This is a genomic window from Nostoc sp., assembly GCF_036917975.1.
GTDB lineage: Bacteria > Cyanobacteriota > Cyanobacteriia > Cyanobacteriales > Nostocaceae > Nostoc.
Genome location: NZ_JBALEJ010000014.1, coordinates 149,157 through 165,858 on the forward strand (window position 1 = coordinate 149,157; position 16,702 = coordinate 165,858).

General features: G+C 44.6%; 16 protein-coding genes and 1 pseudogene. 4 read left to right on the forward strand and 13 right to left on the reverse strand.

Going from position 1 to position 16,702, the window contains the following annotated elements:
* Positions 1 to 71: 71 nt before the first annotated feature.
* Positions 72 to 188: pseudogene (locus V7K76_RS05400) on the forward strand (VOC family protein); the annotation flags it as partial.
* Between the two features lie 39 nt (positions 189 to 227).
* Complete coding sequence (locus tag V7K76_RS05405; RefSeq protein WP_334774862.1) at positions 228 to 647, forward strand: glyoxalase; 420 nt, start codon at positions 228 to 230, stop codon at positions 645 to 647.
* A gap of 224 nt (positions 648 to 871) precedes the next feature.
* On the opposite strand, the gene V7K76_RS05410 is transcribed toward V7K76_RS05405, so the two are convergent.
* Entirely contained in the window at positions 872 to 1,507 is a 636-nt protein-coding gene (locus V7K76_RS05410) for an esterase/lipase family protein (protein WP_334774861.1), read from the reverse strand.
* 505 nt (positions 1,508 to 2,012) lie between these two features.
* Here V7K76_RS05410 and V7K76_RS05415 point away from each other — a divergent pair.
* Positions 2,013 to 2,534 carry a hypothetical protein gene (locus V7K76_RS05415; protein ID WP_334774860.1) on the forward strand — a complete coding sequence of 174 codons (522 nt, stop codon included), beginning with the start codon at positions 2,013 to 2,015 and terminating at the stop codon, positions 2,532 to 2,534.
* Between the two features lie 163 nt (positions 2,535 to 2,697).
* On the opposite strand, the gene V7K76_RS05420 is transcribed toward V7K76_RS05415, so the two are convergent.
* The 8 genes from V7K76_RS05420 to V7K76_RS05455 all read right to left on the reverse strand — a co-directional run bounded on the left by V7K76_RS05420 (position 2,698) and on the right by V7K76_RS05455 (position 10,702).
* A complete protein-coding gene (locus tag V7K76_RS05420) occupies positions 2,698 to 3,381 on the reverse strand; it encodes a nucleotidyltransferase family protein (RefSeq protein WP_334774859.1) in 684 nt (227 codons plus the stop codon).
* 5 nt (positions 3,382 to 3,386) lie between these two features.
* Positions 3,387 to 4,544, reverse strand: coding sequence for an XdhC family protein (locus V7K76_RS05425; RefSeq protein WP_334774858.1), 1,158 nt, complete (start codon positions 4,542 to 4,544; stop codon positions 3,387 to 3,389).
* Between the two features lie 29 nt (positions 4,545 to 4,573).
* A complete protein-coding gene (locus V7K76_RS05430) occupies positions 4,574 to 6,151 on the reverse strand; it encodes an MFS transporter (protein ID WP_334774857.1) in 1,578 nt (525 codons plus the stop codon).
* 19 nt (positions 6,152 to 6,170) lie between these two features.
* On the reverse strand, positions 6,171 to 7,487 hold the full coding sequence (locus tag V7K76_RS05435) for a Gfo/Idh/MocA family protein (RefSeq protein WP_334774856.1): 1,317 nt from the start codon (positions 7,485 to 7,487) through the stop codon (positions 6,171 to 6,173).
* 60 nt (positions 7,488 to 7,547) lie between these two features.
* Complete coding sequence (locus V7K76_RS05440) at positions 7,548 to 7,724, reverse strand: hypothetical protein (RefSeq protein WP_334953835.1); 177 nt, start codon at positions 7,722 to 7,724, stop codon at positions 7,548 to 7,550.
* 232 nt (positions 7,725 to 7,956) lie between these two features.
* Positions 7,957 to 8,604 carry a DUF4142 domain-containing protein gene (locus tag V7K76_RS05445; RefSeq protein ID WP_334774854.1) on the reverse strand — a complete coding sequence of 216 codons (648 nt, stop codon included), beginning with the start codon at positions 8,602 to 8,604 and terminating at the stop codon, positions 7,957 to 7,959.
* Positions 8,605 to 8,695: 91 nt separating this feature from the next.
* Positions 8,696 to 9,586 carry an NAD(P)-dependent oxidoreductase gene (locus V7K76_RS05450; protein ID WP_334774853.1) on the reverse strand — a complete coding sequence of 297 codons (891 nt, stop codon included), beginning with the start codon at positions 9,584 to 9,586 and terminating at the stop codon, positions 8,696 to 8,698.
* Between the two features lie 45 nt (positions 9,587 to 9,631).
* Positions 9,632 to 10,702 (reverse strand): aldo/keto reductase, encoded by a 1,071-nt coding sequence (locus tag V7K76_RS05455; protein WP_334774852.1) that lies wholly within the window; start codon positions 10,700 to 10,702, stop codon positions 9,632 to 9,634.
* A 629-nt stretch (positions 10,703 to 11,331) separates the two neighbouring features.
* Here V7K76_RS05455 and V7K76_RS05460 point away from each other — a divergent pair.
* Positions 11,332 to 11,703, forward strand: coding sequence for a hypothetical protein (locus V7K76_RS05460; protein WP_334774851.1), 372 nt, complete (start codon positions 11,332 to 11,334; stop codon positions 11,701 to 11,703).
* Positions 11,704 to 11,780: 77 nt separating this feature from the next.
* Here the strand turns inward: V7K76_RS05460 and V7K76_RS05465 are convergent, their stop codons facing one another.
* The 4 genes from V7K76_RS05465 to V7K76_RS05480 all read right to left on the reverse strand — a co-directional run bounded on the left by V7K76_RS05465 (position 11,781) and on the right by V7K76_RS05480 (position 16,698).
* The gene (locus V7K76_RS05465) at positions 11,781 to 12,710 is read right to left on the reverse strand and encodes a cation diffusion facilitator family transporter (protein WP_334774850.1); all 930 of its coding nucleotides are present in this window, start codon (positions 12,708 to 12,710) and stop codon (positions 11,781 to 11,783) included.
* Positions 12,711 to 12,894: 184 nt separating this feature from the next.
* Positions 12,895 to 15,108: a xanthine dehydrogenase family protein molybdopterin-binding subunit gene (locus V7K76_RS05470; protein WP_334774849.1), complete on the reverse strand. Its 2,214-nt coding sequence runs from the start codon at positions 15,106 to 15,108 to the stop codon at positions 12,895 to 12,897.
* Complete coding sequence (locus V7K76_RS05475; RefSeq protein ID WP_334774848.1) at positions 15,105 to 16,088, reverse strand: FAD binding domain-containing protein; 984 nt, start codon at positions 16,086 to 16,088, stop codon at positions 15,105 to 15,107. Before V7K76_RS05475 ends, V7K76_RS05470 begins: the two co-directional genes overlap by 4 nt.
* Complete coding sequence (locus tag V7K76_RS05480; RefSeq protein ID WP_334774847.1) at positions 16,075 to 16,698, reverse strand: (2Fe-2S)-binding protein; 624 nt, start codon at positions 16,696 to 16,698, stop codon at positions 16,075 to 16,077. Before V7K76_RS05480 ends, V7K76_RS05475 begins: the two co-directional genes overlap by 14 nt.
* Positions 16,699 to 16,702 lie beyond the last annotated feature (4 nt).

The following is a 16,702-nucleotide window of genomic DNA, read 5'->3' on the forward strand; positions in this document are numbered from 1 at the left end:
GTTGACCACAATCAAGACTTAACAGCCTAAATTGTAGATAGCATCAACCATTAGTCTTTTCCACACAAGTTATGAGTCAAACTTTATTCCATCTAGCTTTCCCTGTAACTGATATTGCCCAGACAAAAGCATATTACGTAGATGGCTTGGGCTGCATTCCTGGCCGTGAAAACCGCCATGCCCTAATTCTCAATCTCTACGCAATACCGTTCGGTTAAGGTTTTTTGATGAAAATTATAAATCTCAAAGACGCGATAAATCGGCGTCTCTACAAAAGACTGATTATTGTAGAGACGCCGATTCATCGCGTCTCTTGCCTTAACCGAACAGTATTGAATCTCTACGGACATCAATTAGTAGCTCACATCACCAAAGAACCTTTGATACCGCAATCCACTATCTATCCCAGACACTTTGGGCTAATTTTTACCCAAGAACGTGACTGGCAAGACTTACTAAAAAGGGCACAACAACAACAGCTACTTTTTCGCGAAGAAACCAAAAATCGCTTTGTTGATTCTCCTCTTGAGCATCGCACTTTCTTTTTAGAAGATCCTTTTTATAATCTCATGGAGTTTAAGTACTATAGTCACCCAGAGGCAATTTTTGGAAGTTACGAATATACGCAAATTGGGGATAGGGCTTAATAAATTAAAAATAAAAAATAAAAAATAAAAAATAAATCTAGTACACCACGGCGTAAATAGACATACCATTCAAAATTTCTGAAAACCTTATGCTCTATTCATTTTGAATTTTGAATTTTGTTAGCGCCGGCGGCAAGCGAGTCTTCTCCCAAGGGGAGACGCTAAGAGCGAACGAGCGTCATTTTGAATTCCGCCTTGCGGTACTAGTGTGGTAAGCATTCTAGCTACTGACTGGATTTTTTATTCAGCAAGGATAACTTAATAGGCTCTGATAAGGTTGCTGTGACTACTGCTAAACTTCTGGAGTCTGTCAGCATCCAAGGGTGTAGAGCAACTGGTACTGTTACTTCCTGTCCTACTGGCATTTGTGAACTATTTGCTGGGACAATCATCAAATCATAAGGTGTCCAGATGGACGTAAAATCTAGCTGCCCCAATATTACAGCATCAGAATTTAAATCCTTGAGAAAAATGCTGTTAGGGCGCATTTGTATGCAACCAGGACGCCAGGAACCATAAGCAACAACAGTTCCATGATGGGGTGAAGAGATGGTAAGAAATCTCTGCACGCGGTTAAGTCCTCCTAGTCGCTGGATATAGTAACGGCTAACAATTCCTCCCATGCTGAAGCCTACTAAATCTAGGCTTTGTTCTGGTGCAAAGGTAGCTGTAACAAAATCGGCTACTTGCTTTGCCAACTCATCAAGACCCACATCACCATTATTAGGAACTAGATTCAGGCTATAGACAGACCAACTCCGTTGTATGAGGTATGCCCTCATTTTATGAAAAACTGCTTCCGTGTCGTCAATGCCATGTATTAATAAAACGGGATTGCGTTGTTGATTTTCAATATTCATTTACAAAATCTAGCTGAATTAAGGGGGTATATTTTACCTTTGTCGGCACATACTGCTCTACAAACTGAAGCTATTGCTTTTCGGATTCTTTAAAAGATATTTTTGCAAAACTGAAATGCTTCTACAAAGAGAGTTTGTATAAAATTTAACTAGTCAATCTTGCCATCTGCCAATAGGCTATCACTGGTTGAGAGGAAAATGCTTGTTCAACTTCAATTGGGTATTTACCAAACAAAGAAATGTTAATTGTTGTAAAGCTTGCTTTCAGAATCTTGCTCTTAGTTACAGTAAAATTTAATAATTAGTTCTTGGTGTATGTAGGTTGCAAAATGCTTGCAATAGAACATTTGCCCTGTGATTTTACTACAATGTTAATTAAGCACAAGCCTATAAAGGTTGTCACCAGAACGAGGTGACGCAAAGTAGAAAATGTAATATTTTGTCGTAATTTTTAACAATTACGGTAGAGTTCCCAATATAAAAGGTAAAAGCAGGAGTAATTGTAATGGATTTTATCAAAAAGTTAATTTCGGGTATTCTGGGTTTCATTACCGGACTGTTACCAGGCAAGAAGAAAAGCAATGGCTACTTCTTAGAATTGGACGAAGCCAAAGATGCTGCCAAAGATGCTGTTAAAGAGGTCGCATCGAATGCGAAGAAAGTAGCAGATACAGTTTCATCGAATGCTAAGAAGGTAACGGCAACAATTACATCAGAAGCAGCAACTCCATCCAAGCCAGAGTCATTGAATGGAACAAAAACCGCTGCGGCTAAGGCAAAATCGGCTAAAAATTCTAAAGCAGCTGATGTTCAACTAGTTCAGACTGCTGAAGGTCTTAAAGTTGAACCCGCTAAAAATGGAAAAGCCGCAGCAGCCAAAGTTATTAAAGAGCAGCCAACTGAAACCACCTTTGCGCCAAAATATCTTGCTCCTTCGGCTACAAGCTCTAATGGTCGTCGTCGTCCAGGGGCGAATATGAGTGCTTATCTAGAACTGGCACGTCAGATAAAAACCCCTAAGAATTAATTAATTTGTAGAGACGCGAAATTGCATTTTGTATCGCAATACTAACGCGTCTCTAACAATTAAATGTGAAGATGTAAGGTTAAGATAACTTTGCCGGTTGTAGATGGAGAAACTCTCCAAAGTAGGAGCGATCGCTTAATTTTCTCTACTACAACTGCATCTTTTAGGTTAGAGGCTTCCTCTTTATTCCTCTATAATCGGTGGCTACGCTACGAGCAGAATCAGTAGCTCTGGGAATTGATAGCAATTGTTCATAATCTTTTGGTGTATCAATATCGATATCCCCTAGAGGAAAGGGAATGGAAAACACTTCATTCAGGTTATTATTAATAACTTTTTTTGCTCCTGAAGTTCCTTTTAAAGCAGCAAGTTCTGAAAAAAATCTCTGACCAAATAGAGCGGGTACACCTAATGTACCCGCATATTCACAAGCAATGATCTGTTTTTTTGTTGAATAATATGCATCAACAAGTTGATTAATAATTTGCTGAGAAACAAATGGCTGGTCGCAAAGTGTAATAACTACTGCTTCTAATTTTTGCGGAAGATTATTTAACAATTCAATACCGCTCTTGATTGAAGCACTCATTCCACAAGCCCAATCCAAGTTTTTAACTACTTTAACGGGAAGTTGTTTAATTTGGGGATGAATCTGTTCTGCATTGGCTCCAAGTACTATTACGACAGGTTGACAAACTGAAGCGATCGCCATTTCTGTAATGTATTGCAAAAAGCTACGTCCTTGGTAAAGCAATAGTTGTTTCGGTGTACCCATCCGAGTAGATGCACCAGCAGCAAGAATCATAATTGCTATGGGTGATTTGTCGTTGTCTATTTCCTCAGTCATAAAAACTATGTGGTAAGTAGCAATTTTGAGTTGCTTTCATAACATTGGTGAATTGGTTGATTGCGATTTCTTAAAAAATTACCACTGCGGTTTGTTAGCACTGCTTGAATTTCCGCAATAATGGCGATCGCTATCTCTTCAGGTGTATCTGCTCCAATGTCAATTCCAATTGGGCCATGTAATCTTTTTAATTGTTCGGTAGTATAATCTCTTCCTTGCAGACGTAAATCTTCCAGCAATCTTTCAGTACGCAGCTTTGGGCCTAAAACCCCTATGTAGGGTGCAGGAGATGGCAGCAACATTTTCAAAATTTCTAGGTCGTCAAGATAATTATGGGTCATCACTACAGCAACTGTGTGGGCATTTATAAATACCTGTTTATGTACAATTTCTCGCCGACTAAGAATGACATCACAAGGTAGAGGAAATCGCGCTTTAGTTGCCTCATTAGCTCGACAATCGACTATAGTAACGTCCCAACCTAATGCTTGAGCAAACTGGGCTACGGGTACAGCATCATAACCTGCACCAAATATTATTAAAGGTGTAGGTGGTTGGATGACTTCAATAAAAACTTCTACACTGCCTAAAGGTAACTGATAATTGTTTACTTTTGACTTTTGATTAGCAAAGGCTACTTGACTATCTGCAAGCAGAGATTGAATTAAATTTGGATCTTTGATATCAGTGATAATTTTACCATTTGGATACAGCAAGAAGCGCGATCCAAGTTTTACTTTGACTGCACCTTCAAAAGCAAAGACTGTAGCAATAATACCCAAATGTTTTTGATGAAAGCACTCTTGTGTAAATGCGATCGCATTCGGTGTGCTTTCTTTCTCAAGACGTTCGATGAGAACTTGCACTATCCCATTGCATCCCAGACCAAAGCCCCAAAGAATATCTTCCGAGGCGGTGCTATCGTAAGTAACAACAATTGGTTCACCGTCTGACATTCGTTGTTGAGTATACTCAAATACGTCTTTCTCCAAGCAACCAGCGCTGATCGTGCCAATCATCCGACCTGTATTTGTCATCAGCATTTTAGCACCTGGTCGGCGATAAGTTGAACCTTGAGTTTTGACTACAGTGGCCAGGAATGTGATTTCACCACTTTTTTGACTGGACTCGAAGCCTTCTAAAATTGTTTGTAATTCGTTCATAACAATGATTTTTTCTCAGATCGTGCTGCTTAGGATTGGTGAGCATAAATCATGTGAGAAATAACTGGGGGTTCTTCGCCTTGATGAAAGGCAAAAACCTTTTGGCGAATCTCTCGATCTGCTACTGTAAACCGTTCATACTGACGTAGATGATCTACCCAAGATTCGACGATAAATGTCTCTAAGTAGCGATTCGGCACAGATGTATCATGAAAGATGCCCCAACGAATCGCACCATCTCGTAGTCGCACCACTCGCAGGGCATGAATTGCCGCAATGAATTCTTCTGTTTGCTCTGGGTTAATACAATATTCAAGTGTGACTAAAACTGGCCCTTCTTCTGGTTGCAATTCAATTACTACTAGCGGTTCAGCTCGTCGTAATGCTGGAGCTAAATCAAGTTTTCCTGATAGCAACGGGTAACGCCACGCGGTGAAAGTTCCCCCGAATAAGCCAAGGGCAGCAACGAATAAGGCACTTGGCGTTCCCCAATGTTCTGCCGCCGCACCCCAAACAATACTACCAATTGCTGAACCTCCTTGAAATACCATTTGATAAGTTCCTAACGCCCGCGCTTGCACCCAAGCCGGAACAGCAAGCTGCACTGTAATATTCAAGCTGGATGTCATAATTGTCCAGGCAATTCCAGCCGCCAGCAAAGCTAGCAACACCAAAGGTACGTTGTGAATGAATGCCACAATTAATGTAGCAACTGCAAATACCAGAGTTGCTGCAATTACAACTCCATCGGCTGTCAGATGTTGCCGCACTCGTGGCAGCAAAATCGCACCGATAATCGCCCCAAATCCAAAGCTACCGAGTAATAAACCATAACCACCTGCACCTTGTTGCAAATCCTGCTGTGCTACTAAAGGCAACAATGCAAACAAAGCACTGGTACAACTAGTTAAAACACCCCCTCGAATTAACACGGCTTGCAGGGCTGAAGAGAAACGGACATAGCGTATACCAGCCCGCATAGAACCTAATACTCGCTCTGCGGGGAGGGCACTTTCGTAAAACGGTTTGCGCTGCCAACGGTAGAGAATGAAAATCACCCCAATAAAAGAGAGGGCATCAATTAAAAAGACGACTCCTGCATTGGCTGCCACCAGTATAAAACCTGCGATCGCAGGGCCAATTGCTCGAGCAATGTTAAATCCAGCACTATTTAAAGCGATCGCAGCCATAAGTTCCGATCGCGGTACTAATTCTGGTACAATAGCTTGCCAAGCTGGGCCATTCATTGCCGCTCCCAAGTTAAGCAAAAACGTCAGCCCCAACAGTGACCACGGTGTAATCGTACCTGCAAAAATTAATCCACTCAAGATCAGTGCAGCAACCAGCATCCAGGCTTGCCAAAACAGGAGTAACCGACGGCGATCGAAAATATCTGCCGTTGCTCCGGCTGGTAATCCTAAAAGCAGCACTGGTAAAGTTGCGGCTGTTTGCATGAGTGCCACCAATAGGGGAGAGGTGGTGAGAGAAGTCATTAACCAAGCTCCCGCCGTGTCCTCCATCCAACCGCCAATGTTGGAGACAATTGAGGCAATCCAGCGATCGCGAAACAAAGATTTACGGAGCGGACTCCAAGCAGAGGTTGTCATGACTGCAATATGGACGTATTTACTTCAGCATTCGAGGAGCGGGGCCACGAGTGGTATCTAATCCTGATACACGCGGTAGGGTAATCGTTTTGCCTGTTTGTGCGGCTTCGTAAATCAAGGCTATCAGTTTTTGGTCTTGCAAACCTTCTTCCCCAGGTGTATGAGGTTGCTTATTCTGAATCACACAATCTGCAAAATGATCGATTTCTAAAGCGAACTGGTTCTTCTCACTTATCCGCACTTCGCTAACATTTTCTGCCATGCTATTTGTTGGTGATTTGCGCGAAACCATCATCCGTAAACCATTGTACGAGAACGCCGGATCGAGTTGTCCCCAAGCATCAGAGCCGAAGACGCGAAACCGCCGCCCTTCGTGGAAGCCGTAGCTAGTGGAGCAAATTCCTAGTATTCCACTGGGAAACCGCAGCTGGAAGGTGACACTTTCTTCTACTTCTTTGAAGCGCGGATCACCAGGAGTGGTGAAGATTTGGGCGCTAATTGCGATCGGTTCCTCTCCTGTTAAATAGCGAGTTGCATTTAGGCAATAAACTCCCACATCTGGTAAACAGCCACCTCCAGCTAAAGCGCGTTTCAATCGCCACTGATTTAAGTCACCGCCTTGGTTTTGGCCGTTATCTGCCTGAATTACCTTCACAGTTCCCAATTCTTTGCTGCGGATCATCTGAATCATGGCGCGATGGTGCGGCTCATATTGACAGCGATAAGCAATCATCAGCTTGCGATCGCTTTGTTTACACGCATCGATCATCTGCTGACAATCTTCTACTGTGGTTGCCATTGGCTTTTCACACAGAATATGCTTCCCAGCTTTTGCACCACGCACCGTATATTCTCGGTGCATACTGTTGGGCAGTACAATATAAATCACATCAACGTCTGGATTGTTGCGGAGATTGTCGTAATTCTGATAGTTGTAAACGTTCTGCGGTTTGATGCCATACTGTTGGGCAACAAGATTTGCTTTGGCAGCATCACCACTAACTAATGCAGTTGGCTTTGCTAATTTACATTCTGCAAACGCAGGCATAATTTCTTCTAATGCTAGTCTTCCCAGTCCGACGATCGCAAATCCTAAGCGTCGCTCTGGAGGTAATGCAGTTGGTGGCCCACCCGTATCAACCTCTGTCTTTTCTGAAATGGGCGGGAACTGAATCTGAGGCGGCAACTCGCCTCCGCGTGGAGTAGCTTGCACAGTTGGCTGTTGAGCAGCAACTTCTTCGCCCATACTACCAATTGCGGCGGCTGAAATGGCTCCTAACCCAGCAGTAGTCAGAATCTTGCGACGAGAAAATTCTCCTTTAAACAATTTAGACATCGTGGTTTTTTAATGATGAAATGATGAAATTTTGGACTTAGTACAGCAATTTGTCGCAAATTAAATTTGACAATATCCTGCAATGCCAATGCATCGACTTACAATACCAATGCATCGACTTACAAATACCAATGCATCGACTTGCAATGCCAATGCATTGACTTGCAATGCCAATGCATCTACTTGCAATGCCAATACATCTACTTGCAATGCCAATACATCTACTTGCAATACCAATGCATCGACTTACAATGCCAATGCATCGACTTGCAATCGCCTCGTTCCCAGCCTCTAGGCTGGGAACGTATTCCGAGAGGTTCTACCTCTTGTCAAGAAATAGGAGGCGGAGCCTCCCAGAATGTGTTCCCAGCCTTCAGGCTGGTAACCAGTGAAAGGGAAAGAAGATATGCTGAACTAAACTGTATTGTTTTACCATACTCAGCACTCAGCACTCGGAACTCAGCACTTTTCATGGGGTAGTGGTTGGAGTTGGGGTGCTAGTTGAACTTCCAGGATTAGCAATGGCACGAACCTGTTGCAGATGTTCTTGGAGGGTTGGTAGCGCTTGAGCCGCAAATGCTTTCACGTCTGGATCTTGTCCTTTTTGAGCTTCATTCTGAAATGCGGAGACATCTTTTTCATGACCTTGAAGCATCTCATTTATATATAGGCGATCAAATTTAGCACCAGAAAGTGCGGATAAGCGTCGGAGGGCTAGCTGATTTGTCCTACCGATAGTAGTTGGCAGCGTGACACTTTTTTGAGTCGCTAACTGTTTGAGTTGATTATTTACCTGGGTATGATCTTGAACCATACGCTGTCCAAACTGTTTTACTGCATCACTGGTTCCACGTTGTAACGCCAGTTTTCCTAGTTGGACTTCTGCTAAACCATCTTGAGCGGCATTAGTCACGAACTTTCTGTCTGAAGAACTGAGGTTATTTTGCCCTGATGAGGTTGGTGAGGTAGTTGGGGATGGACTCTCAGTTGCTTGTACAGGCACAGCAGATGGAATTTCAGATGTATTCTGGTCATGGGGAGTAGTTGGTGTGCAACCAGTCGCCAGAGATAAGGCGATCGCTACTAAACCAGTAGAATATATTTTGAAGTTGGACATAATTAGTGTTTTCCTTGGATAAAGCTATATTTTGAAACGTTGAATGAAAAACAAGTGCGATCGCACAGTTAAGTAAGCTACAAACAAACACTTATGATTTAATGGTTACTCCTGCTTCTAACTCCAAAGCTTTGATTAATGCCGATGCATTTTCTTCTCCCCATCCTTGATTAACTGCTGTTTTAATGGTTTCTCTAACAATTGCCGCAGCAGGCGTGGGAGAATTTAAATCTTGGGCAAATCGAGCGATCAAATTGGCATCTTTCAGCAGATGCTTTAAAGCAAAACTCGGTGTAAAGTCTCGATTCACCAGCGTCTTGCCCATACCGTCAAAAATCGGAGAGCGAAAATCTACTACGTGCAGGACATCAAGAACGTCTTGTGGATTCAGCCCGGCTTTGGTTGCCAAAATCAGCGCTTCCCCTAAAGCTTCAATTTGGGTTGCCACTATAGAGTTACCAATAAGTTTCATTGATGCGCCTTTGCCAGTATCACCCAGGTAATGGATTGTTTCGCTTAACGGCTCTAAAATTGGTTTGACTTGCTCAAATACCTCCCGCTTGCCACCAACCACAATCCACAATCCCCCATTTGCAGATTCGTTTTTGCTGCCGAAAACAGGGGCATCAAGAAATTCAACGTGCTTTTGGGCATAAGCTGCGGCTTCTTTGCGGGAGGTGTCAGGATGAACTGTACTCATGTCGATGGCAATTTGTCCCGATTGCACCTTTGATAAAATGCCATCTTGCCCAAAGACAACCTCTTCAATCGCATTATCATTGGCTAGCGAGTATATAATCACCTCGGCATTTTCTACAGCTTGTGCAGGTGTTTGTGCTTGGGTTGCACCTTGTTCTACTAGAGGCTTACAAGGCTCTGGGCTGCGATTCCAAACCCGCAGATCGTAACCAGCTTTGAGCAAGTTGGTTGCCATACCACTGCCCATGATGCCGAGTCCTAAATATGCAATGCGTTTGCTCATGATGTTCTCGTATAGTGTCTTACTTCAAAAAAATCGGATTAATATTTAGCCAAGAAAAGCTGGATTCATGGCTGTACTATCATTTTGGGTTGTAGTTTTATATCGTTCGTACTGCCCTTTAGCTGCTGCCTCACGAGTCCGCGCTAACAGTGCTGTAACTTGTGCTTGATCCATTGGCTTAAAGGTGCGGACTGCCTCAAACGCCTGGTCTAAAATTCCCATGCTGTCGATGCCTGTAATTACCACTGACGTTGGTAAATTCATTGCGTAGTGCAGGCACTCGATTGCACTGACGGTGTTGCTTCTGAGAATGTAAGATTCTCCAATGGATTTCATTCCCAGCACACCAATATTGTTTTTCACTAACACAGGTAAAACCTGATGTTCAAAACTTCTAAAATGGGCATCCATCACATTCAAAGGCATCTGCACGGTATCAAAACGGAAACCATTTTGTGCCGCAGTTTCCAGCATTTGCAGGTGAATCAGGGGATTTTTGTGTCCTGTGAAGCCGATATAGCGAATTTTACCTGCTTTCTGGGCTTCTAAAACTGCTTCCATTGCGCCACCGGGAGCAAAGACGCGATCGGGGTCTTCAAAGCGCAGTATTTCATGATGCTGCAATAAATCAATGTGATCGACCTGCAAATCTTTGAGCGATTCATCAATCTGCATTTTGGCAGCGCCTTTGGTGCGACCGTCGATTTTTGTCATTAAGAAAACTTTTTGGCGATAACCATCCTTAAGAGCATTTCCCATCCAACGGTGGCTACGTCCGTTGTGATAGTCCCAAGAGTTATCCATAAAGTTGATGCCGCGATCGATCGCACTGCGGATTAACTTGATACTTTCTTGCTCTTCTGGAATTTTTCCAATGTGATACCCCCCCAAGCCAATCAAAGATACTTGTTCTCCGGTGCGTCCGAGATGGCGATACAACATTTCGCCGCGTCGAGTTGAAGCGGGTGAACTTTGGGCTAACAGTTGAGTATTTTCATCAACAGTTTTTGTTTGAGCGAGAATTGGTTGCAAAAATCCTTCCGAAACTGCAAGTCCTGCTGCCACTAATCCCGAAGCAGAAGCAGTTTTTAATAAGCTGCGTCTACTGATTTCCATAATTGTCTCCTACAAGTAACAACAGGAATGAGCCGTATACTATCACGGCAATCTGACATGAAGACTCTAACTAAGGTGTGTTTTGAAACATACTCCGCAAGATACATTAGACATCTCCAGAAATTAAATATGCGTCTACCCAGAACCCTTGTAGAGACGTAGCAGTGCTACGTCTCTACGTTCTTTTTCGGAGATGTCTATTAGAGACCTCCACAAAAAGAAATGCCCAATTGTCATTGCGTATGGAGCGTTCGCGGTAGCGTCTCGTAGAGAAGCGAAATGAAGCAACCGCAAAATCTTGGGATTGCTTTGCTACACTCCGTTTCGCTCGCAATGACAGCTTTTGGAGCAATCATTCTGTGGAGTTCTCTTAACAATGCAAGCCGATGCATTCACAATGCAAGCCGATGTATTCACAATGCAAGTCGATGTATTCACAATGCAAGCCGATGCATTCACAATGCAAGCCGATGTATTCACAATGTAAGTCGATGTATTCACAATGTAAGTCAATGAATTGCAAAAACTTACCCTTTTTTTAAGATTGCCCAATTTAAAACTTGGTCTTACTGATAGATTTTTAGTGGCAATGGGTACATTAAATACAACCTATATTACTGTATACATCTATGACTATCCAAGACACAACACGCCGTTTGCGTCCTCAAGCCATTAGTCAAGATATTGACTCATTCCACGGTTTGCAAACCGTCAGCACCTATAACACAACTCGTGCTGATGCCTCAGCTGCAAACTTAGAGGAAGTTTATCAGGCGATGTTGATTTCTCAGCAAACCGAAACTGAGAAACTAGCTTTATACCGTGCGGCTGCTGATGCTGCCCGATTAGCAGAGTGGGAATTTCATAATGCTGTATTAGCGATGAAAGAAGTTGTACGCGGGCAATATGGCTCAGATAGCGATCAAGCTCAAGCAGTAGGACTGAAGAAAAAATCAGACCGCAAGCGTCCTTCGCGTAAAAAGCAAGTTGCAATGGCGTAACCGCCCTCCGGAAGCGATCGCATTTGCAGTACTCGGCGTTACAGTTGATGAGAGTGCGATCGGCAGCAATTAATCTCTTATTTCATATCTTGCATTTGCTGATTGCTCGAACGCTCCAACTCCAAATCTTCCCAAGAAACTGGATCTTCTACAGGTTCCAGATGAGTTGTAACGTGAGTTGAAGGCAGCACCCCAAGAATAGCAAGCTCAATTGCCTCGCATAAATCATGCCCTTGTTGCACTGTCCAAGATCCAGGCACAAGAACATGAAAGGAAACAAAGCGACGGGTTCCAGCAGTGCGGGTTCGCAAGGCATGAAACTGGATATCTTGACGTTTGTACTCGTTAAGGATGCTCTTGATTGCGTCAATTTCTTTTTTAGGCAAAGCTGCATCCAGTAACGCGCTACTGGTTTCCCGCAGCAAACGAAATCCTGTCCAAGTAATATTTGCTGCTACTATCAGGGCGACAATTGGATCGAGTACGAGAGTGCCTGTTAGCTTGACGAGTAAGATTCCAACGATCACACCACCCGAAGTCACCACATCGGTAAACAGATGGTGAGCATCAGCCCTCAGTGTAATGGAACGCAATCGTCGCCCTGCTCGTAGCAAGATAAAGGCAACAACGCCGTTGATTGCGGTTGCAAATAGGGAGAGTGCCAACCCGAATCCCAACTGTGTTAATGGTTCTGGATGCAGCAAGCGTCCCCAAGCTTCAACAGCAATGCTAATGGCTGCCACTATAATCAACGCACCTTCTGCACCACTGGAGAAGTATTCAGCTTTAGAATGCCCAAAGGCGTGTTCGGCATCGGCTGGTTTATCAGCATAGGTCAATGCCCATAGAGCGACCAATGCAGCTAGGAGATTTACAATTGATTCAATAGCATCTGAAAGCAAACCTACTGACCCGGTTAGCAGGTAAGCGCCAAATTTTAGGGCAATAGTGATGATTGCTGCTGCAATCGACAAGAAAGCGTAGGATCGGGCTGTTGGACTACTCATCTCGGTCACGGACGTAATTACAGTGATTCCGAGCTAAGAGTACCAAATTTTACTTGAGTGGTCATCAGTCTTGAGACTTTTACTGATTGGTATTTCAAGACGCGATAAATCCAAGACGCGATAAATCCAAGACGCGATAAATCGCGTCTCTACAAGTACAGGATATTTGTTGCGATCGCCATATCTACAGCAGTTTGTCTAATGTAATTGGCAAATCGCGGACGCGCTTACCTGTGGCATGATAAACAGCGTTAGCGATCGCTGCCGCAGTGCCAGTAATGCCAATTTCACCAACTCCCTTGACACCAAGCGGGTTGATATGTGGATCGTGTTCATCGACAAACAACACCTGAATATCGGGAACGTCTGCATTTACTGGTACGTGATATTCAGCTAAATCATGGTTGACAACGCGTCCTAGATTCGGGTCTATTACCGTATGTTCCATTAACGCCATGCCAATACCATAAATAATCCCACCAATCAGCTGACTATTGGCTGTTTTAGCATTGAGGATGCGTCCAACCCCAAAAGTTCCCACCCAACGCGATACTCGCACTTCACCCAAATCAGGTTCAACGCGGACTTCGGCAAACTGCGCTCCAAATGCGTGCATTGAGAACTTCTTTTGTTCTTCTCCAGGCTTGGCATCTGCACGCGCTTCGATCATTTTCATTCCATGCCGTGCCAAGATTGCCTGATATGTTTCGGTTGCAGAGGATTTATTTTTCAAGAAAAAGCTGCCATCTTGGGCAATCACATCCTCAGCATTGGACCTATAAAGCGGCGATTTTTGATCGGCTAGTGCTAGTTGCAAAAGCTGACTGCGAGCTTGATTCCCCGCTAAATGCACCGCCGAACTGACACTAGCGGCAGTTTGCGAACCACCAGAAACGGGGCTTTGTGGCATCTTCGTATCGCCTAGTTCAAAGCGGACTTTGCTAACTGGTAGACCGAGTGCTTCGGCTGCAACTTGAGTCATTACAGTATAAGTTCCTGTGCCAATATCTTGCGAACCGCTCAATACAACGGCTGTACCGTCTGCCATAATCTGAGCGATCGCTGATGCCGGCGAACGGTTGGTAGGATAAGTTGCTGTCGCCATACCCCAACCAATCAAATAATTACCATCGCGCATCGAACGGGGTTTGGGATTGCGCTTTTGCCAGCCAAACTTTTCTGCGCCTAATTTGTAACATTCTCTCAGTGATTTGCTCGACCAAGGGAGTTTTTTAGTAGGATCAACTTCAGCATAGTTACGCAAACGCAATTCAATGGGATCGATATTGAGCGCATAAGCTAGTTCGTCCATTGCTGATTCTAGGGCGAATGACCCAGAAGCTTCGCCCGGGGCCCGCATAAAGGTTGGTGTTCCTTGATCAAGCTGAACTAGGCGATGGCTGGTTTCGATATGCGGGCAAGCGTAAATCATGCGGGCGCTTTTACCAACAGGCTCGATAAATTCATCGAAAGTTGAAGTCTGTGAAGTCCCAGCGTGTCGGAGTGCCGTTAATTTACCATCGCGGGTTGCACCTAGAGAAACCTGTTGAATTGTCTCCGGTCGAAAGCCTACAGGCCCATACATTTGTATGCGTCCCAGAACTAATTTTACTGGGCGATTAACTTGCTTTGCGGCGATCGCTGCTAGTGGCACGTGCGACCAAGCCGATCCTTTACAACCGAAGCCACCGCCCACAAAGTAAGACATAATACGGACATTCTTTGGATCGATTCCCAATGCCCCCGCAACTTTTTGTTGAACCTGAAAGATTCCCTGAGTTGCATCATACAGCAGCAGTTGATCGCCTTGCCAAACTGCTGTTGTGGCATGAGGCTCCATCGGATTGTGATTTTCGATCGGTGTTGTATAGGTTTGCTTGACGCGGACAACCGCCGCCGCTAGTCCCTGGCTGACATTGCCATGAGTTGAATCGGGCGGCTCCTCTTTGGGGATTTTTCCTTTAGGCAAGTATGCCTTAGCGAGGTTTTCCCGCATATTGATGGTTGGTTTCTCTTCGTCATAATGAACTTGTACGAGTGAGGCAGCATACATTGCTCGTTCAAAGGTATCGGCAACTACAACACCTATGTGCTGACCACTATACAAGACAACGTTATCTTGTAGGACTTGTAGTTTGCGACCACCGCCCTTTTCTCCAGATGCCTTCGGTGCATTGAGATGGGTAATAACTGCTAATACACCTGGTACTCGTTCCGCCGCCTTTGTATCGATTTGGGCTATTTTACCTTTGGCGATCGCACTTTGAATTGTCACGCCATAAGTCATTTTTGCTACCGGAAACTCAGCCGCGTAACGTGCGCTACCAGTCACCTTCAGGTATCCATCAACTCGATTGAGCGGTTTGCCGACAACTGTATTTGTGTCCCCTGTATTCATGCCATCCCTCCTACTGTTGCCAGCGCTTTCACAATTGTGCGTTTAGTCAGTTCGACTTTAAAGCCGTTGTATTTTTGAGGTTTAGCTCCGGCGATCGCAGCCAATGCTGCTGCTTGAAATGTTGCCTGGTTTGCGGGCTTGTTCAGAAGCACTTTTTCCGCTTCAAAGGCCCGCCAAGGCTTTGTTCCTACGCCACCAAGGGCAATGCGTGCCGAGCGAATGATGCCATTTTGAATATCTAATGCAGCTGCAACCGATGCCATTGCAAAGGCATAGGAGGCGCGATCGCGGACTTTTAAATAGTGCGATCGCTTCCCAAAGGTTGAAGCAGGTAAGTCAACGGCAATAATTAACTCTCCGTGTTCTAAAACCGTCTCTCTTTGTGGTGTATTACCCGGTACGAGATGAAAATCTACAAGGGGAATGCTGCGCTCTCCTTTCGGCCCGCGTGTCTGTACAACCGCATCAAGTGCTACCATTGCCACCGCCATATCAGAAGGATGGGTGGCAATACAGCGATCGCTACCACCGAGAATCGCGTGAATGCGATTGTAGCCCTCGATTGCCGCACAACCTGAACCGGGAACGCGCTTGTTACAGGGCATCGAAGTATCGCGGAAGTAGTAACATCGGGTACGTTGCAGCAAATTTCCGCCCACCGTCGCCATATTTCGCAGTTGCGGTGATGCCCCAGACAGCAAGGCCTCTGACAGCACAGGGTAACGCTCTTGAATGATCGGATTATATGCAACGTTGCTATTGTTTGCCGTTGCTCCAATCCGCACACCATTACCCTGTATTTCTATCTTGGTTAGCGGTAGTGGGTTAATGTCAACTACCTGTGTTGGCGTTTGGACATTCAACTTCATTAAATCAATTAAGCTTGTACCCCCTGCTAGATAAGCAGCTTGCACCTCTGGAGTAACCAACGCCACAGCATTGTCCACTTGTCCTGCTTTTTTATAATTAAACGGCTGCATCTTTTTTTCCCTCTAAGACATCGCGGACAGCAGCCACGATATTTGGATAAGCGCCACAACGACAGATATTCCCGCTCATCAGTTCCCGAATGTCGGCATCCGACTTCGCATGTCCTTCGTTCACCAAACCCACCGCCGAACAAATCTGTCCCGGTGTGCAGTAGCCGCACTGAAATGCATCGCGGGATAGAAACGCAGCTTGCATCGGGTGCAGATTGTTTCCTTGTTCCAACCCTTCAATAGTTGTGATTTTTGCGTCGGTGTGCATAATCGCAAATGTCAGGCATGAATTAATCCGTTTTCCATCAATGAGCACCGTGCAAGCACCACATTGTCCATGATCGCAACCTTTTTTAGTCCCAATTAGTCCTATGTATTCCCGAAGCGCATCAAGTAAAGTAACACGTGGTTCAATTTGCAAACTATGTGCTGTTCCATTGACTTGTAGCGTCACCTTCACAGTTTCAGGTGTCGAAGTTGCCAGTATTGGAGTAGTTTTTTTTACCTGAGTTTCTGCTACAGCTTTCTCTACAAAATTAGCGATCGTCGCTGCTACTGTGCTGAAGACCATCAATTGACCAAACTTGCGGCGTCTTAGGACAAACCTCATCTGT

Bases quoted from the DNA above. Each gene is read 5' to 3' on its own strand.
- V7K76_RS05405 (WP_334774862.1), top strand. From the start codon at position 228: ATGAAAATTATAAATCTCAAAGACGCGATAAATCGGCGTCTCTACAAA.
- V7K76_RS05410 (WP_334774861.1), bottom strand. From the start codon at position 1,507: ATGAATATTGAAAATCAACAACGCAATCCCGTTTTATTAATACATGGC.
- V7K76_RS05415 (WP_334774860.1), top strand. From the start codon at position 2,013: ATGGATTTTATCAAAAAGTTAATTTCGGGTATTCTGGGTTTCATTACC.
- V7K76_RS05420 (WP_334774859.1), bottom strand. From the start codon at position 3,381: ATGACTGAGGAAATAGACAACGACAAATCACCCATAGCAATTATGATT.
- V7K76_RS05425 (WP_334774858.1), bottom strand. From the start codon at position 4,544: ATGAACGAATTACAAACAATTTTAGAAGGCTTCGAGTCCAGTCAAAAA.
- V7K76_RS05430 (WP_334774857.1), bottom strand. From the start codon at position 6,151: ATGACAACCTCTGCTTGGAGTCCGCTCCGTAAATCTTTGTTTCGCGAT.
- V7K76_RS05435 (WP_334774856.1), bottom strand. From the start codon at position 7,487: ATGTCTAAATTGTTTAAAGGAGAATTTTCTCGTCGCAAGATTCTGACT.
- V7K76_RS05445 (WP_334774854.1), bottom strand. From the start codon at position 8,604: ATGTCCAACTTCAAAATATATTCTACTGGTTTAGTAGCGATCGCCTTA.
- V7K76_RS05450 (WP_334774853.1), bottom strand. From the start codon at position 9,586: ATGAGCAAACGCATTGCATATTTAGGACTCGGCATCATGGGCAGTGGT.
- V7K76_RS05455 (WP_334774852.1), bottom strand. From the start codon at position 10,702: ATGGAAATCAGTAGACGCAGCTTATTAAAAACTGCTTCTGCTTCGGGA.
- V7K76_RS05460 (WP_334774851.1), top strand. From the start codon at position 11,332: ATGACTATCCAAGACACAACACGCCGTTTGCGTCCTCAAGCCATTAGT.
- V7K76_RS05465 (WP_334774850.1), bottom strand. From the start codon at position 12,710: ATGAGTAGTCCAACAGCCCGATCCTACGCTTTCTTGTCGATTGCAGCA.
- V7K76_RS05470 (WP_334774849.1), bottom strand. From the start codon at position 15,108: ATGAATACAGGGGACACAAATACAGTTGTCGGCAAACCGCTCAATCGA.
- V7K76_RS05475 (WP_334774848.1), bottom strand. From the start codon at position 16,088: ATGCAGCCGTTTAATTATAAAAAAGCAGGACAAGTGGACAATGCTGTG.
- V7K76_RS05480 (WP_334774847.1), bottom strand. From the start codon at position 16,698: ATGAGGTTTGTCCTAAGACGCCGCAAGTTTGGTCAATTGATGGTCTTC.